Genomic DNA, 15,219 nt, shown 5'->3' with positions numbered 1-15,219 from the left:
TCAGTCCTCCAGACGCTCGCGGACGGCATGCTTGACCGCCTTGGTGCTCCGGTCGGCCTGCTCCGGCGCGGCCTCCACCATCGCGCTGCGGATGATCTCGCTCGACTCCTCCGCGAGGCGCTCGGTCGTGCGGCGCGCCTCGCTCGGCGACGGGACGAGCCCCGCGTCGACGGCCTCGGTCATCGTCATCCGTCGCCGGGTGATCTTGGGTAGACCCGAGGTCAGGGCGTCCTCGTAGACCTCGTCGGGGTCGAGCCGGCTCAGCTCGTCGGCGAGGCACTCGGCGTCCGACCGCGGCGCGAGCGCGATGGCCCGCTGCGGCTGGTCCGGCTGGTCGAGGGTGGCCGTCGCCCCGTGCTGCGGCCGCACGAGGTCGATCGGTCCGGAGGCGCGCTCGAGCCGGACGCTGACGATGCCGGAGCCGGCGCGCGACCGGATGAGCGAGACGGGGCAGCGCAGCCGGGCCCGCAGCCAGCCGGCGAGGAGGTCGGCGGATGGGGAGTCGGCGCCGCCGACGACGGTGGCCGACTCGACGGATTCGAAGGGAGCCCGGTCCAGGGTCGTCGCCAGCAGGCCGCGCCACAGGGTCACCCGGCTCCAGGCGAGGTCGGTGTCGCCCGGCTGGTAGGTGCGAGCGAGCCGCTTGAGGGTGCTACCCGTGTTGTCGGCGACGGCGCAGTCGGTGATCCGTCGCTGGGCCATGGCACCCACGGGGTCCGCGGACGGGTCCTTGGGCGCCTCGCGCGGCCACCAGGCGACGACGGGGGAGTCGGGCAGCAGCAGTGGCGTCACGACGCTGCGGGCATGGCCGACGAGCTCGCCGAAGAGTCGCAGCACGACGACCTCGGAGGCGCCGGCGTCGCCACCCACCCGGATCTGGGCGTCGAGACGCGCCTTGCCGCGGGCATTGGCGAGGATGACGCAGACGATGCGGGCCGGGTGCTGGTGGCTCGCGGAGTTGGCGACCGCCAGGGCATCCTCGGCGTCGTCCTCGTCGACGACGATGACGAGGGTGAGCACGCGGCTGAGCGCCATGGCGCCCACGTCCTCACGGATCTCGACGAGCCGGTGGCTGATCTGCGCCGTGGTGGCATTGGGCAGGTCGACGATCACGGCATCCTCCAGGTGCGTCCGTCACGCTGCATCATCTCGTCGGCGGCCGCCGGACCCCAGGTGCCGGCGGGGTACTGGTCGACGCCTCCGCGCTGCTTGGCCCAGAAGCGCTCGATCGGGTCGAGGATCTTCCACGACAGCTCGACCTCCTCGTGGCGGGGGAAGAGCGGCGGGTCGCCGAGGAGCACGTCGAGGATGAGTCTCTCGTAGGCCTCGGGGCTGGACTCGGTGAAGGCGCGGCCGTAGCCGAAGTCCATCGTCACGTCGCGCACCTCCATCTGGTTGCCCGGGACCTTGGCGCCGAAGCGCATCGTCACGCCCTCGTCGGGCTGGACGCGGATGACGACGGCGTTCTGCCCCAGCTCCTCGGTCTCGGTGTCGGTGAAGGGCAGGTGGGGTGCCCGCTTGAAGACGACGGCGATCTCGGTGACCCGTCGCCCGAGCCGCTTGCCGGTGCGCAGGTAGAAGGGGACACCGGCCCAGCGGCGGGTGTCGATGTCGAGGCGGACGGCAGCGTAGGTCTCCGTCGTGGAGTCGGCGGCGACCCCGTCCTCCTGCAGGTAGCCGATGACCTTGTCACCGCCCTGCCAGCCGCCGGCGTACTGCCCGCGCACGGTCGCGGTCTCGAGGTCCTCGGGGACGCGGACGGCCTCGAGGACCTTCTCCTTCTCGGTGCGCAGCGCGGCGGCGTTGAAGCTCGTCGGCTCCTCCATCGCGGTCAGGGCCAGCAGCTGGAGCAGGTGGTTCTGGATGACGTCGCGGGCGGCGCCGATGCCGTCGTAGTAGCCCGCGCGGCCACCGATGCCGATGTCCTCGGCCATGGTGATCTGCACGTGGTCGACGTAGTGGCTGTTCCACACCGGCTCGAACATCTGGTTGGCGAAGCGCAGGGCGAGGAGGTTCTGCACCGTCTCCTTGCCGAGGTAGTGGTCGATCCGGAAGATCGAGTCCGCCGGGAAGACCTGCTCGACGATCGTGTTGAGTTCTTGCGCGCTCTCCAGGTCGTGCCCGAAGGGCTTCTCGATGACCACCCGTCGCCACGAGTCGTCCGTCGGCGTCGCCAGCCCGGAGCGCTGCAGCTGCTCGCAGACGGTGGAGAAGAACCCCGGCGGGATCGACAGGTAGAAGGCGTGGTTGCCGCCGGTACCGCGCGCCTCGTCGAGCTCGCGCACCGTCTGCGCGAGCAGGTCGAAGGCCGCCGGGTCGTCGAAGGTGCCGGGGACGAATCGGAACCCCTCGGACAGGCTGCGCCACACCTCCTCACGGAAGGGCGTGCGCGCGTGCTCGCGGACGGCCTCGTAGACGACCTTGCCGAAGTCCTGGTCCGCCCAGTCACGACGGGCGAAGCCGACGAGGGAGAACCCCGGCGGCAGCAGCCCACGGTTGGCCAGGTCGTAGATCGCCGGCATGAGCTTCTTGCGGGCCAGGTCACCCGTCACGCCGAAGAGGACGAGGCTGCACGGCCCCGCGATGCGCGGCAGGCGCTTGTCGCGGGGGTCGCGCAGCGGGTTGGAGTCGGCGGTGACCCGCGCCGGGCTCATGCGTCACGCCCCGTGAGGGCTCGCGTCACCGCAGCCAGTCCGGCGTCGTGGTCGGTGAGGTGCAGGACGAGCACGGGCCGGCCGTGGTCCGCGAGCACCTGGGCATCACCGCCGGCCTGCGCGGCGATGAAGTCACCGAGCGTGAAGTCACGACCGGGGACCGGCAGGTCCTCGCGCGGGGTGTCCGTGACCTGCAGGTAGACCCCGGTGGCCGGGCCGCCCTTGTGGTACTGCCCCGTCGAGTGCAGGAAGCGCGGCCCCCAGCCGAAGGTCACGGGGCGCTGGACGCGCTCGGCGAGCGCGTCGGCCACCTCGGCGAAGGGAGCATCGCCCTCGCGGTCGAGGTAGGCCATGACGGCGACGTAGCCGTGCTGCGGGTCGAGCTGGGCGAGCAGGGCGCTGACGGCGGAGTCGACGTCCGTCGCCCCACCGAGCCAGTCACCGCCGAGGTGCCGCACGGTGACCGGGCCGTCGACGAGGTCGTCGGTCGCCTCGTCCCCGCCGGACCCCGACATCAGGTCGCGGGCGGCCTGCTTGGCGCTCTCGACGTCGGGCTGGTCGAAGGGGTTGATCCCGAGCAGCCGACCGGCGACCGCGGTCGCGACCTCCCACAGGAGGAACTGCGCGCCGAGCGAGCCGCCGACGTCCACGGTGGAGGCGGCCACGGGGGCGCTGTCGTCACCGTCGTCGGGCACGAGCCGCACGATCGTCGCGTCGGCCGGGGGAGCGCCCTCGCCGGGTCGGTCGAGGACCACCGGCAGCAGGCCGGTGCCGGCCTTGCCGGTCGACTCCGCGATGAGCTGCTCCGCCCAGTCGCCGAGCCCCCGAGCCTGCGTGCCGTGGTCGACGAGGTAGACCTTGTCGCGAAGGGGGGAGGTCCCGCCGATCGCCGCCCCGAGCCGCAGCGCGGGGTTGGCCTCGTCGTCCTCGGCGAGCAGGTCGGCGACCGCCTCGGCGTCGTCGAGGAGGGCCTCGACGTCGGCCCCGGCGAGCCCGGAGGGCACGAGACCGAAGGCCGTCAGGGCCGAGTAGCGCCCACCGACACCGGGGTCGGCATTGACGACGTGGTAGCCGCTCTCGCGGGCCTGCTCGTCGAGCGGGCTGCCGGGGTCGGTGACGACGACGATGCGCTGCGCGGCGTCGATGCCCGCGTCGGCGAAGGCCTGCTCGAAGACCCGACGCTGCGAGTCGGTCTCGACGGTGGAGCCGGACTTGCTCGACACGACGACGACGGTGCGCTCGAGATCGGTCACGGCCCCGCGCACGACATCGGGGTGGCTCGAGTCGAGGACGACGAGCGGGACGCCGGCGGTGGCGCAGATGACCTCGGGCGCGAGCGAGGAGCCGCCCATGCCGCAGAGGACGACCCGGTCGACGCCCTGCTCGCGCAGCCGGTCGCGCAGCGCCGAGATCTCGCCGACGAGGTGGCGCGAGGTGCGCCCCAGGCCCACCCAGGACAGCCGCTTGGCGGCCTCTTCCTCGGCCGCCGGTCCCCACAGGCTCGCGTCCTGGGCGAAGATCCCGCTCGCGACGCCGTCGGCGACGAGGGCGGGGACGTGCGCGGCGACCGCGTCGGCCGCCGCGCCTGCAGCCGCGACGGAGAGGCTGGTCACTTCGCGGCCTTGGTCAGCTCCGCGCTCACTCCGTCGAGGAGCTCGCCCCACGCCTTCTCGAACTTCTCGACGCCCTCGACCTCGAGCTTGTCGGTGACCTCGGTGTAGCTGATGCCGAGGGCCTCGAGCCGGTCGAGGACCTCCTGGGCCTGCGCGTAGCCGCCGGTGATGGTGTCGCCGGTGACCTCGCCGTGGTCGATGGTCGCGTCGAGGGTCTTCTCCGGCATCGTGTTGACCGTGTCGGCCGCGACGAGCTCGGTGACGTAGAGCGTGTCCGGGTAGGCGGGGTCCTTCACGCCGGTGGAGGCCCACAGCGGACGCTGGCGGCGCCCCCCTTCGGCCTCGAGACGCTGCCACCTCGGCGTGCTGAAGACCTCCTCGTAGGCCTGGTAGGCGAGACGGGCATTGGCCACGCCCGCCTGGCCGCGCAGGGCCTTGGCCTCGTCCGTGCCGATGGCGTCGAGCCGGGCGTCGATCTCGGTGTCGACGCGGGAGACGAAGAAGGAGGCCACGGAGTGGATCTTCGAGATGTCCTTGCCCGCGGCGAGGGCCTGCTCGAGGCCCTCGACGAAGGCATTCATCACCGCGCGATAGCGCTCGAGGCTGAAGATCAACGTGACGTTGACGCTGATCCCCTCGGCGAGGGTGCGGGTGATGGCCGGCAGGCCGGCCTGCGTCGCCGGGATCTTGATGTGCACCTGGGGGCGGTCGACGGCGGCGGCGAGCTCCTGGGCGGAGGCCGCGGTGGCCTCGGGGTCGTGGGCCAGGCGGGGGTCGACCTCGAGCGAGACCCGGCCGTCGACACCGTCGGTCGCCTCGAAGATCGGGGCGAAGAGGTCACAGGCCTCGCGCACGTCGTCGGTCGTCAGGGCGAAGACGACCTCGTCGACGTCCTTGCCCTCGGCGGCGAGCCGGCCGAGCTGCTCGGTGTAGGCGTCGCCGTCGGCGAGCGCGGCCTGGAAGATCGACGGATTGGTCGTGACGCCGACGATCCCTGTGGTGTCGATGAGCTGCTGGAGGTTGCCCGAGCGCAGCCGCTCGCGGCTGAGGTCGTCGAGCCAGACGGAGACTCCTGCGTCGCGCAGCGCGGCGATCGGGGCGGGAGCGGTGGGGAGCTGGTCGGCCATGGCGGTCATCCCTTCGCGTTCTTGATGGAGGTCTTTGCCGCCTTGACGACGGCGGCGGACGTGATGCCGAACTTGTCGTAGAGGGTCGCCGCGTCGGCGGAGGCGCCGAAGTGGTCGATGCCGACGATCTCACCGGCATCGCCGACGACCTCGCGCCAGCCGAAGGGGGTCGCGGCCTCGACCGAGACACGCGCCCGGACGGCGGCCGGCAGGACCTTCTCCTTGTAGGCCTTCGACTGGGCGTCGAACCACTCGCGGCACGGCATGGAGACGACGCGGGTGCCGATCTTGGCCTTCTCGAGCGTCGTGCGGGCCTCGAGCGCGACCGCGACCTCCGTGCCGGTGGCGACGATGATCACGTCGGGCACCTCGGTGCTCGACTCGGCGAGGACGTAGCCACCCTTGGCCGCTCCCTTCGCCGACGCGTACTCCGACCGGTCGACGGTCGGCGTGCCCTGACGGGAGAGCGCGAGGGCCGCGGTGGAGCGGTTCTTGAGGACCTGCCCCCAGCACACGCTGACCTCGTTGGCGTCGCCCGGGCGGACGACGTCGAGGCCGGGCATGGCCCGCAGCGACGCGAGGTGCTCGATCGGCTGGTGGGTCGGGCCGTCCTCGCCGAGGCCGATGCTGTCGTGGGTCCAGACATAGGTGACCGGCAGCTGCTGCAGGGACGCCAGGCGCACGGCGGGGCGCATGTAGTCGGAGAAGACGAGGAAGGTGCCGCCGTAGACGCGGGTCAGGCCCTCGAGGGCGATGCCGTTCATCGCCATGCCCATGCCGTTCTCACGGATGCCGAAGTGGAGGGTGCGGCCGTACTCGTCGCCCTTCCACGTGTCGGTCTGCTTGCTCTTGGGCGTGAAGGAGGGCTGGCCGTCCATCGTCGTGTTGTTGGAGCCGGCGAGGTCGGCGGAGCCGCCCCACAGCTCGGGCATGACGTCGGCGAGAGCGGTGAGGACCTTGCCCGACGCGGCGCGCGTGGCCAGGCCCTTGTCCGAGGCCTCGAAGGTCGGCAGCGCCTTGTCCAGGCCCGCCGGGACCTTGCCCGCGACGACACGGTCGAGCAGCTCGGCGCGCTCCGGGTTGGCCTTGCGCCACGCGGCGAAGCGCTTGTCCCACTCCTTGTGGGCCTCCTTGCCGCGCTTCTTCACAGCGCGGGTGTGGTCGAGGACGGCCTTCTCGACGGCGAAGGACTTCTTCGGGTCGAAGCCGAGCAGCTCCTTCGTCGCCGCGACCTCGTCCTCGCCGAGCGCCGAGCCGTGCGAGGCGCCGGTGTCCTGCTTCGTCGGGGCCGGCCACGCGATGATCGTGTGCAGCACGATCAGCGTCGGGGCCTTCGTGTTCTTCTTCGCCTGCTGGGTCGCGGCGAGCAGGGCGTCGACGTCCTCGACGTAGGCCTTGCCGTCACCGGTCTTGCGCCAGTCGACGTCGATGACCTCCCAGCCGTAGGCCCGGTAGCGCGCACCCACGTCCTCGCTGAAGGCGATGTCGGTGTCGTCCTCGATGGAGATCTGGTTGGCGTCGTAGATGACGTTGAGGTTGCCGAGCTCCTGGTGGCCGGCGAGCGAGCCGGCCTCCGCGGAGACGCCCTCCTGCATGTCGCCGTCGGAGGCGAGGCACCAGATCGTGTGGTCGAAGGGGGAGGTCCCCGCCTTGGCGTCGGGGTCGAAGAGACCGCGCTGGCGGCGCTGGGCCATCGCCATGCCGGTCGCGGAGGCCAGTCCCGACCCGAGGGGGCCGGTGGTGATCTCGACGCCCGCGGTGTGGTGGACCTCAGGGTGGCCCGGGGTCAGCGAGCCCCAGGTGCGCAGGGACTTCAGGTCGCTCAGCTCGAGGCCGTAGCCGGAGAGGAAGAGCTGGACGTACTGCGTCAGGGAGGAGTGCCCGACCGACAGGACGAAACGGTCGCGACCGAGCCACGTCGGGTCGGCCGGGTCGTGCGTCATCACCTGCTGGTAGAGCAGGTAGGCGACGGGGGAGAGGCTCATCGCGGTGCCGGGGTGACCGCTGCCGCACTCCTGGACCGCGTCGGCGGCGAGGAGCCGGCCGGTGTCGACGGCGCGCACGTCGAGGTCGCTCCACCCGGCCTTCTTCACCACGGGCATCGGCAGGTCGCTCGAGCGGGACGAGGTGCCGGCGGGACCGGCGGGGTTGGCCGAGGCCACGGTGCGGGTCGTTCCCTTCGGGGCAGCGCTACCGGCTGCCTTCTTCGCGGGAGCCTTGGGCGAGGTGGCGGTGTCCGTGCTCACGGAGGACCTTTCTGCTGCGGGAGCGTGCGTGCTGCCGCCCACACTAGTCCCGTCCGCCGGGGCCGTGACGAGTGCAACCCGGGGCCGGGAGCACTGCCCGTCGCGGGTAGACTCCTCGGAGGCCGGGCCCAGTTCGGCCGTGACCCAACCCCCTTCGGCAAAGGCAGTCCGTGACCACTCTCGAGTCGACGCGCGAGCTGTCGCCGGCGACCCGTTCGTGGCGCCGCACCGTGGGCGCCTACATCGCGCTCACCAAGCCGCGCATCATCGAGCTGCTGCTCGTCACGACGGTCCCGGTGATGTTCCTCGCCGAGCGTGGCGTCCCCTCCCTCGCGCTCATCGTGCTCACCCTCGTCGGTGGCAGCCTGAGCGCCGGCGCAGCCAACACCTTCAACATGGTCTACGACCGCGACATCGACGCCAAGATGGGCCGGACGCAGAACCGTCCGCTCGTCACCGGCGAGGTGACCCCGCGGGCCGCGCTCGTCTTCGGCATGGTGCTCACGGCGCTGTCGACCGCGTGGCTGTGGCTGCTGGTCAACCCGCTCTCGGCGGTGCTCTCGCTCGCCGCGATCGTCCTCTACGCCGTCGGCTACACGATGATCCTCAAGCGTCGCACCCCGCAGAACATCGTGTGGGGCGGCATCGCCGGCTGCATGCCGACGCTCATCGGCTGGTCGGCCGTGACCAACTCCGTCGGCTGGCCGGCGATCATCCTCTTCCTCGTCATCTTCTTCTGGACGCCGCCGCACTACTGGCCGCTGTCGATGAAGTTCACCGACGACTACGCCAACGCCGGCGTCCCGATGCTGCCGGTCGTCGAGCAGATGACGACGGTGTCGCGGCAGGTCGTCGCCTACTCCTGGGTGATGGTCCTGACCTCGCTCGCGCTCATCCCCGTCGCGGACATGGGCTGGGTCTACCTCGGCGCGGCCGTCGTCTCCGGCGGGCTCTTCGTCGGTGAGGCGCACCGCCTCCACGCCGCCGCCAAGCGCGGCGCGAAGCAGTCGGTCCTCAAGCCGATGCGGCTCTTCCACTTCTCGATCACCTACGTGACGCTGCTCTTCCTCGGCGTGGCGATCGACCCGCTGCTGCACCTGCCGCTGCCCGGCCTCGCCTGACCTCTTCGGGTCCGGTACCACTCGCGGGGCCGAGTCGTCCTGCTCCTCGCGCTGACGAAGGGGGCAGGTCGGCGCTGGGCCGAAGTCCTTCGTCGTCGTCCGGTCCAGTTGTCGAGCTCGACTTCGGCTTGATTCGCGCCGACCCACCCCCTTCGTCCGCTGGATGTGCGGTGACCGGCCCCCTTCGTCTGCTGCCGCCGTCGCCGGGTCGAAGAAGGAACGCTCGCTCGAGCGGGCGTTCCTTCTTCGAAGCGCGTGTCCGAGCCCGTGGGCGCCGGGGCTCAGTCGGCCGGCAGGGGCTCCGTCGTCCGGGAGAGGACGATCGCGCGGGTGATGGCGACGACGAGCAGGCTCGCGCCGAGCATGTGGGCGAGCACGAGGACCTCGGGCAGCTTCGTCACGTACTGCACGTAGCCGATGAGGCCCTGGGCGAGGGTGACGATGAGCACGACCCACCACGCGCGGTCGGGGCCGGCGGTGCGCTGGGTGAGCTTCGCGCCGAGCCAGACGGCGACGCAGATGCCGACGAAGAGCATCACCGCGTCGGCGTGCAGCCAGGAGATCGTCCGGGGGTCGAAGCCCGTGCGGGCCGGGGTGTCGGCGTCGCCGGAGTGCGGTCCGGAGCCGGTGACGATCGTGCCGAGAACGAGGACGACGGCCGCGACGGCCACGAGGAGCCACTGCAGCCGGGCGACGAGCGGGTGCAGCAGCGAGCGGGTCGCGCCCGAGGGCTGCCGCTGGCGCCAGTAGAGCCACGAGGAGACGGCGATCAGGCCCATGGAGCACAGGAAGTGGAAGGCGACGATCCAGGGGTTGAGCCCGGTGCGCACGGTGATACCCCCGACGATCGCCTGGGCGAGGATGCCGGCCATGACGACCCACGTGCCGACGACGAGCTCGCGCCGGTCGCGGGCCCAGCGGTAGAGCGCGACGAGCAGCGCGAGCGCGACGAAGCCGAGCAGGCCGGTGAGCGTGCGGTTGCCGAACTCGATGAGCTTGTGGATGCCCTCCTCCTGCTCGACCGTCGGCACGTAGGAGCCGGGGACGCACTCCGGCCACGTCGGGCAGCCCAGCCCGGAGCCGGTGAGCCGGACGAGGCCGCCGGTGACGACGATGCCGACCTCGACGATCAGGTTGAGCAGGAGCAGGCGCGGCAGCCACGTGCGGGCAGCCTGGGGGAGGGTCTCGGGCACCCCACTACGGTATGTCGTAGCCGAGGCAGCTCCGACCACCGGGTCGGCAGCAGGCGAAGGGGGGGTCAGTCCCGCCAGCGGAAGGCCCGCACGACGGCGAGGCTGAGCACCGCGCCCCACCCCACGAGCACGAGCCACGGCAGCAGCGGCACGCCGTCGCCGGTGAGGGCCTGGCGCAGGGCATCGCCGAGCGCGCCCGACGGCAGCCAGCGCACGACCGCGTCGAGCCCGCCGAAGGTGTCGCCGGGCAGCAGCAGGCCGCCGGCCCCGGCGAGCAGGACCCACACGAGGTTGGCGACCGCGAGCACGGCCTCGGCGCGCAGCACGCCGGCGAGCAGCAGGGCGAGGGCGACGAAGACCCACACCCCGAGCGCCGCGCTCACCGGCGTCACGAGTAGGCCGACCGGGTCGGGGCGCCAGCCGAGGACGGCGGCGACGACCCCGAGGACGACGAGCTGGCCGACGACGACGGACGCGACGGCCAGCGCCTTGCCGGCGAGCAGCCCGTCGGTGCCGACGGGTGAGGTCGCGAGCAGGCGCAGCACGCCGTAGCGCCGGTCGAAGGCGGTCTGGATCGCCTGCCCGGTGAAGGCCGTGGAGACGATGGCCAGGGCGAGCACCCCGGGCGCGACGAGGGCGATCCGCGGCTCGGGCAGGTCCGGGTAGGAGGTCGCGGTCAGGGCGAGCATGGCGAGCACGGGCAGGACGAGCGAGACGAGCAGCTGCTCGCCGTTGCGGACGAGGATCTCGGCCTCGAAGCGCGCCTGGGCCAGGGCCCGCCGGCCGCGCGGCTGGACGGTGCTCGTCGTGGTCTCAGCGGTCACGCAGGCCTCCGGTGAGCGCGAAGTAGGCGTCCTCGAGACGCGCGCCGTCGGCGATCTCGTCGGGCGTGCCGTCGGCCACGACCCGGCCCCCGGCGAGGATGACGACCCGGTCGGCGAGACGCTCGGCCTCCTCGAAGCCGTGCGTCGTGACGACGAGGGCCACGCCCTCGTCGCGCCGCTCGCGCAGCAGGTCCCACACGTCCAGACGGGCGTGCGGGTCCAGCCCCGCGGTCGGCTCGTCGAGGAAGGCGACCTCGGGGTCGCCGAGCAGGGCGGCGGCGAGTGCGACCCGCTGGCGCTGGCCGCCGCTCAGGCGTCGGACCGGCGTGCGGGCGAAGGGGGTGATGTCGAGTCGCTCGACGAGCTCCGCGGCGCGGTGGGTCCGGTGGAGCCGGCCGAGGTGGGCGAGCAGGCGGGTGGCCGGCACGCTCTGGGGGAGGCCGCCGTCCTGGAGCATGACCCCGACGCGGGCGCGGTGCTCGGCGCTGGCCTGCCAGGGGTCGGTGCCGAGGACGCGGCAGGTCCCGCCGTCCGGGCGTTGAAGCCCCTCGAGGCACTCGATGGTCGTCGTCTTGCCGGCACCGTTGGGTCCGAGGACGCAGGTGATCTCGCCCGTGCCGGCAGCCCACGAGGCCCCGTCCACGGCGATGGTGTCACCGAAGACGCGGCGCAGGTCCTCCACGACGACGGCAGCAGTCACGAGCGGCAAGTCTAGGCAGACCCCCTTCGGGTGTGGGGTTAGGCATACCTTTGTTGTGTGTTGCGTCGAATTACATAACATGGATGTGTGGTTATTTCCCCGCGGGCACCTCAGGCGTCGGACTCCGACGCCGCGACCCGCGATGCCCGCACCCGGGACCGCGTCCTCGCGATGATCAGCGAGCGCGGCCCGATCACCGCGGCCGACCTCGCCGCCCTCCTCGGACTGACGGCCACCGGCGTGCGCCGCCACCTCGACCAGCTCGCCGAGACCGGCGCCGTGACCAGCCGGGCACCGCACGCCGGCAAGCGCGGCCGCGGCCGCCCCGCCCGTGAGTGGGTCGTCGGCGACACCGGCCACGAGCGGCTCGCCTCCGACTACGACGACCTCGCGACCGATGCGGTCCGCTTCGTGCGCGACACCGCCGGCCCCGAGGCCGTCCGTGCCTTCGCCGACCAGCGCATGAGCGCCCTCGAGGCCCGCTGCGCCGCACAGGTCGACGCCGCGGGCGACGACCCCCGGGCCCGCACCGAGGCCCTGGTGTCCGCCCTTCGCGCCGAGGGCTACGCTGCCAGCGCCCGCACGGTCGGCGACGACGTCGTCGTCGGCCTCCAGCTGTGCCAGGGCCACTGCCCGGTCCAGCACGTCGCCGCGGAGTTCCCGGAGCTGTGCGAGGCCGAGACCGATGCGTTCAGCCGACTCCTCGGCGTCCACGTCCAGCGCCTGGCCACCCTGGCCCAGGGCGATCACGTCTGCACCACCTTCGTCCCCACCGCGGGGGCGCGTCCCCACACAGAGAGGTCCACCCGATGAGCACCAACATCGAAGAGCTCAACCCCGGGCTCAAGGACATCGGCAAGTACGAGTTCGGCTGGGCCGATGCCGACACCGCCGGTGCCAGCGCCAAGCGGGGCCTCAACGAGGCCGTCGTCAGCGACATCTCCGAGCGCAAGGGCGAGCCGCAGTGGATGCGTGACCTGCGCCTGAAGTCGCTGCGTCTCTTCGACAAGAAGCCCATGCCGAGCTGGGGCAGCGACCTCACCGGCATCGACTTCCAGAACATCAAGTACTTCGTGAAGTCCACGGAGAAGCAGGCCGCGTCGTGGGACGACCTGCCCGAGGACATCAAGAACACCTACGACAAGCTCGGCATCCCCGAGGCGGAGAAGCAGCGCCTCGTCGCCGGCGTCGCCGCGCAGTACGAGTCGGAGGTCGTCTACCACCAGATCCGCGAGGACCTGGAGGAGAAGGGCGTCATCTTCGTCGACACCGACACCGGTCTGCGCGAGCACGAGGACCTCTTCCGCGAGTACTTCGGCACGGTCATCCCCGCCGGCGACAACAAGTTCGCCGCGCTCAACACGGCCGTGTGGTCGGGTGGCTCCTTCATCTACGTCCCGCCGGGTGTCCACGTCGACATCCCGCTGCAGGCCTACTTCCGGATCAACACCGAGAACATGGGCCAGTTCGAGCGGACGCTGATCATCGCCGACGAGGGCTCCTACGTGCACTACGTCGAGGGCTGCACCGCCCCGATCTACAAGACCGACTCGCTGCACAGCGCCGTCGTCGAGATCGTCGTGAAGAAGAACGCCCGCGTGCGCTACACGACGATCCAGAACTGGTCGAACAACGTCTACAACCTCGTCACCAAGCGCACCACGGTCGCCGAGGGCGGCACGATGGAGTGGGTCGACGGCAACATCGGCTCCAAGGTGACGATGAAGTACCCCGCGTGCTTCCTCCTCGGCGAGCACGCGAAGGGCGAGACCCTCTCGATCGCCTTCGCCGGCGAGGGCCAGCACCAGGACGCCGGCGCCAAGATGGTGCACGCCGCGCCCAACACCTCGAGCTCGATCATCAGCAAGTCGGTCGCCCGTGGTGGCGGTCGCACCTCCTACCGCGGCCTCGTGCAGGTCCTCGAGGGCGCGACGAACAGCAAGTCCAATGTCGTCTGCGACGCGCTGCTCGTCGACACGATCAGCCGCTCCGACACCTATCCCTACGTCGACGTCCGCGAGGACGACGTGCAGATGGGTCACGAGGCGACCGTCTCCAAGGTCTCGGCCGACCAGCTCTTCTACCTCATGTCCCGCGGGCTGAGCGAGGAGGAGGCCATGGCGATGATCGTGCGCGGCTTCGTCGAGCCCATCGCGCGTGAGCTGCCGATGGAGTACGCCCTCGAGCTCAACCGCCTCATCGAACTCCAGATGGAAGGAGCCGTCGGCTGATGAGCCTTCTGGCTGACTCGGGCCCCAAGGCCCACACCCACTCCGCCGACACCCTGGTCCCGGACCAGTCCCGCGCCGAGCGCACGCGCTCGTGGTCGGTGGCCGACTTCGAGCTGCCGACCGGCCGCGAGGAGGACTGGCGCTTCACCCCCGTGGGTCGCCTCACCGACCTCCTGGCGGACGAAGGGGGGTCCGCCGAGCTCGGCGTGACCCACCACCTGCCCGCGGGCGTCACCCGGTCGGTCGTCCCGGCCGCGGAGGCCCGTGCCCTCGGCGTGCCGGCGCCCGGTGACCGTGCCGCGGCCGTCGCCGCCGGTGGCGGTGACGTGACGCTCATCGACATCCCCGCCGAGGCCGAGCTCACCGAGCCGGTCCGCATCTCGCTCGCCGGCACCGGCGGCGAGATCGTGCGGGCGCACCACGTCGTGCGGGTCGGGCGCTTCGCCCGCGGCACGATCGTCGTCGAGCACTCCGGCACCGCCGACTACACCGAGCTGCTCTCGGTGCTCGCCGGTGACGGCTCGCAGCTGACGATCGTCACGCTCCAGGACTGGGAGGACGACGCGCACCACCTCGGCCAGCACGACGTGGTCGTCGGCCGCGACGCGAGCGTGCGGCACATCGCCGTGACCATCGGCGGCGGCATCGTGCGCCTCAACACCAACGCGACCTACGCCGGTCCGGGTGGCTCCTTCGAGGGCCTGGGCGTCTACTTCGCCGACGCCGGCCAGCACCTCGAGCACCGGCTCTTCGTCGACCACGAGGCGCCGCACTGCTCGAGCAATGTCGAGTACAAGGGCGCGCTGCAGGGCGAGACGGCCCACACCGTGTGGGTCGGCGACGTGCTGATCCGCGCGGCCGCCGAGGGCACCGAGACCTACGAGCTCAACCGCAACCTCGTCCTCACCGACGGCGCGCGGGCCGACTCCGTGCCCAACCTCGAGATCGAGACCGGCGAGATCGTCGGCGCCGGGCACGCCTCGACGACCGGGCGCTTCGACGACCAGCAGCTCTTCTACCTGCAGGCTCGTGGCATCCCCGAGGACGAGGCCCGTCGCCTCGTCGTGCGCGGCTTCTTCAACAGCATCGTCGCGCGCATCGGCGACGCGGAGATCAGCGACCGGATCATGGCCGCGATCGACGTCGAGCTCGAGGGCGGCGCCGCATGAGTGCCGTCGCCGAGCCCGACTACATCCGCGTCTGCAGCCTCGACGAGCTGACCCCGGGTGAGGCGGCCAAGGCCGACATCGGTGGCCGCCTCGTGGCGATCGTGCGCACCGAGGACGGCACCGTCCACGCGGTCGACGACACTTGCACCCACGCCAACGTCTCGCTCTCCGAGGGCGAGGTCGACGGCTGCGCCATCGAGTGCTGGCTGCACGGCTCGCGCTTCGACCTGCGCACCGGCGCCCCCAGCCACCTGCCGGCGACCGTGCCCGTCGCCGTCCACACCGTCCAGGTCACCGAGGCCGGCGACGTGCTCGTCGCCCTCGCCGACTGACCTTCCCCC

The 15,219-nt window shown here is 71.8% G+C and carries 13 protein-coding genes; 5 read left to right on the top strand and 8 right to left on the bottom strand.

The features are described 5' to 3' along the window. Genes opcA through tkt form a run of 5 tightly spaced genes read right to left on the bottom strand, consistent with a single transcriptional unit; the run spans nucleotide 1 to nucleotide 7,496 of the window. Nucleotides 1–1,113, bottom strand: coding sequence for a glucose-6-phosphate dehydrogenase assembly protein OpcA (gene opcA, locus ACQBJO_RS09110; RefSeq protein WP_421008348.1), 1,113 nt, complete (start codon nucleotides 1,111–1,113; stop codon nucleotides 1–3). Then, nucleotides 1,110–2,654, bottom strand: a complete 1,545-nt coding sequence (gene zwf / locus ACQBJO_RS09105) for a glucose-6-phosphate dehydrogenase (protein WP_255183498.1) — start codon at nucleotides 2,652–2,654, stop codon at nucleotides 1,110–1,112. The genes opcA and zwf overlap by 4 nt, the downstream gene beginning before the upstream one ends. Further along, nucleotides 2,651–4,267, bottom strand: coding sequence for a glucose-6-phosphate isomerase (locus ACQBJO_RS09100; RefSeq protein ID WP_421008347.1), 1,617 nt, complete (start codon nucleotides 4,265–4,267; stop codon nucleotides 2,651–2,653). The genes zwf and ACQBJO_RS09100 overlap by 4 nt, the downstream gene beginning before the upstream one ends. After that, nucleotides 4,264–5,403: a transaldolase gene (gene tal, locus ACQBJO_RS09095; protein WP_255183496.1), complete on the bottom strand. Its 1,140-nt coding sequence runs from the start codon at nucleotides 5,401–5,403 to the stop codon at nucleotides 4,264–4,266. The genes ACQBJO_RS09100 and tal overlap by 4 nt, the downstream gene beginning before the upstream one ends. Continuing rightward, nucleotides 5,400–7,496, bottom strand: coding sequence for a transketolase (gene tkt, locus ACQBJO_RS09090; protein ID WP_421008447.1), 2,097 nt, complete (start codon nucleotides 7,494–7,496; stop codon nucleotides 5,400–5,402). Before tkt ends, tal begins: the two co-directional genes overlap by 4 nt. Nucleotides 7,497–7,810: 314 nt before the next feature. On the opposite strand from tkt, the gene ACQBJO_RS09085 reads away from it, so the two are divergent. Next, entirely contained in the window at nucleotides 7,811–8,761 is a 951-nt protein-coding gene (locus ACQBJO_RS09085; RefSeq protein ID WP_255183495.1) for a heme o synthase, read from the top strand. Nucleotides 8,762–9,042: 281 nt separating this feature from the next. Here the strand turns inward: ACQBJO_RS09085 and ACQBJO_RS09080 are convergent, their stop codons facing one another. The 3 genes from ACQBJO_RS09080 to ACQBJO_RS09070 form a co-directional block, all read right to left on the bottom strand. After that, nucleotides 9,043–9,954 (bottom strand): COX15/CtaA family protein, encoded by a 912-nt coding sequence (locus ACQBJO_RS09080; RefSeq protein WP_421008346.1) that lies wholly within the window; start codon nucleotides 9,952–9,954, stop codon nucleotides 9,043–9,045. Between the two features lie 65 nt (nucleotides 9,955–10,019). Then, on the bottom strand, nucleotides 10,020–10,778 hold the full coding sequence (locus ACQBJO_RS09075) for an ABC transporter permease (protein WP_421008345.1): 759 nt from the start codon (nucleotides 10,776–10,778) through the stop codon (nucleotides 10,020–10,022). Then, nucleotides 10,768–11,478: an ABC transporter ATP-binding protein gene (locus ACQBJO_RS09070; RefSeq protein WP_421008344.1), complete on the bottom strand. Its 711-nt coding sequence runs from the start codon at nucleotides 11,476–11,478 to the stop codon at nucleotides 10,768–10,770. The genes ACQBJO_RS09075 and ACQBJO_RS09070 overlap by 11 nt, the downstream gene beginning before the upstream one ends. A gap of 87 nt (nucleotides 11,479–11,565) precedes the next feature. Here ACQBJO_RS09070 and ACQBJO_RS09065 point away from each other — a divergent pair, with 87 nt between their 5' ends. Genes ACQBJO_RS09065 through ACQBJO_RS09050 form a run of 4 tightly spaced genes read left to right on the top strand, consistent with a single transcriptional unit; the run spans nucleotide 11,566 to nucleotide 15,210 of the window. Continuing rightward, entirely contained in the window at nucleotides 11,566–12,291 is a 726-nt protein-coding gene (locus ACQBJO_RS09065) for a helix-turn-helix transcriptional regulator (RefSeq protein ID WP_421008343.1), read from the top strand. After that, nucleotides 12,288–13,709: a Fe-S cluster assembly protein SufB gene (sufB, locus tag ACQBJO_RS09060; protein ID WP_255183490.1), complete on the top strand. Its 1,422-nt coding sequence runs from the start codon at nucleotides 12,288–12,290 to the stop codon at nucleotides 13,707–13,709. The genes ACQBJO_RS09065 and sufB overlap by 4 nt, the downstream gene beginning before the upstream one ends. Further along, nucleotides 13,709–14,878 carry a Fe-S cluster assembly protein SufD gene (sufD, locus tag ACQBJO_RS09055; protein WP_421008342.1) on the top strand — a complete coding sequence of 390 codons (1,170 nt, stop codon included), beginning with the start codon at nucleotides 13,709–13,711 and terminating at the stop codon, nucleotides 14,876–14,878. The genes sufB and sufD overlap by 1 nt, the downstream gene beginning before the upstream one ends. After that, nucleotides 14,875–15,210, top strand: coding sequence for a non-heme iron oxygenase ferredoxin subunit (locus ACQBJO_RS09050; protein WP_192910302.1), 336 nt, complete (start codon nucleotides 14,875–14,877; stop codon nucleotides 15,208–15,210). The genes sufD and ACQBJO_RS09050 overlap by 4 nt, the downstream gene beginning before the upstream one ends. Nucleotides 15,211–15,219 lie beyond the last annotated feature (9 nt).

The sequence above is a fragment of the Janibacter zhangyanbonis genome (assembly GCF_050507325.1).
In the GTDB taxonomy this organism is placed as follows: Bacteria; Actinomycetota; Actinomycetes; order Actinomycetales; family Dermatophilaceae; genus Janibacter.
Note: the sequence above shows the minus strand (reverse complement) of the source record. Positions and strands in the feature narration are given on the sequence as shown.

Coding starts and splice junctions, on each gene's coding strand:
- zwf (WP_255183498.1), bottom strand. CDS start 2,654: ATGAGCCCGGCGCGGGTCACCGCCGACTCCAACCCGCTGCGCGACCCC.
- tal (WP_255183496.1), bottom strand. CDS start 5,403: ATGACCGCCATGGCCGACCAGCTCCCCACCGCTCCCGCCCCGATCGCC.
- tkt (WP_421008447.1), bottom strand. CDS start 7,496: ATGCCCGTGGTGAAGAAGGCCGGGTGGAGCGACCTCGACGTGCGCGCC.
- sufB (WP_255183490.1), top strand. CDS start 12,288: ATGAGCACCAACATCGAAGAGCTCAACCCCGGGCTCAAGGACATCGGC.
- sufD (WP_421008342.1), top strand. CDS start 13,709: ATGAGCCTTCTGGCTGACTCGGGCCCCAAGGCCCACACCCACTCCGCC.
- ACQBJO_RS09050 (WP_192910302.1), top strand. CDS start 14,875: ATGAGTGCCGTCGCCGAGCCCGACTACATCCGCGTCTGCAGCCTCGAC.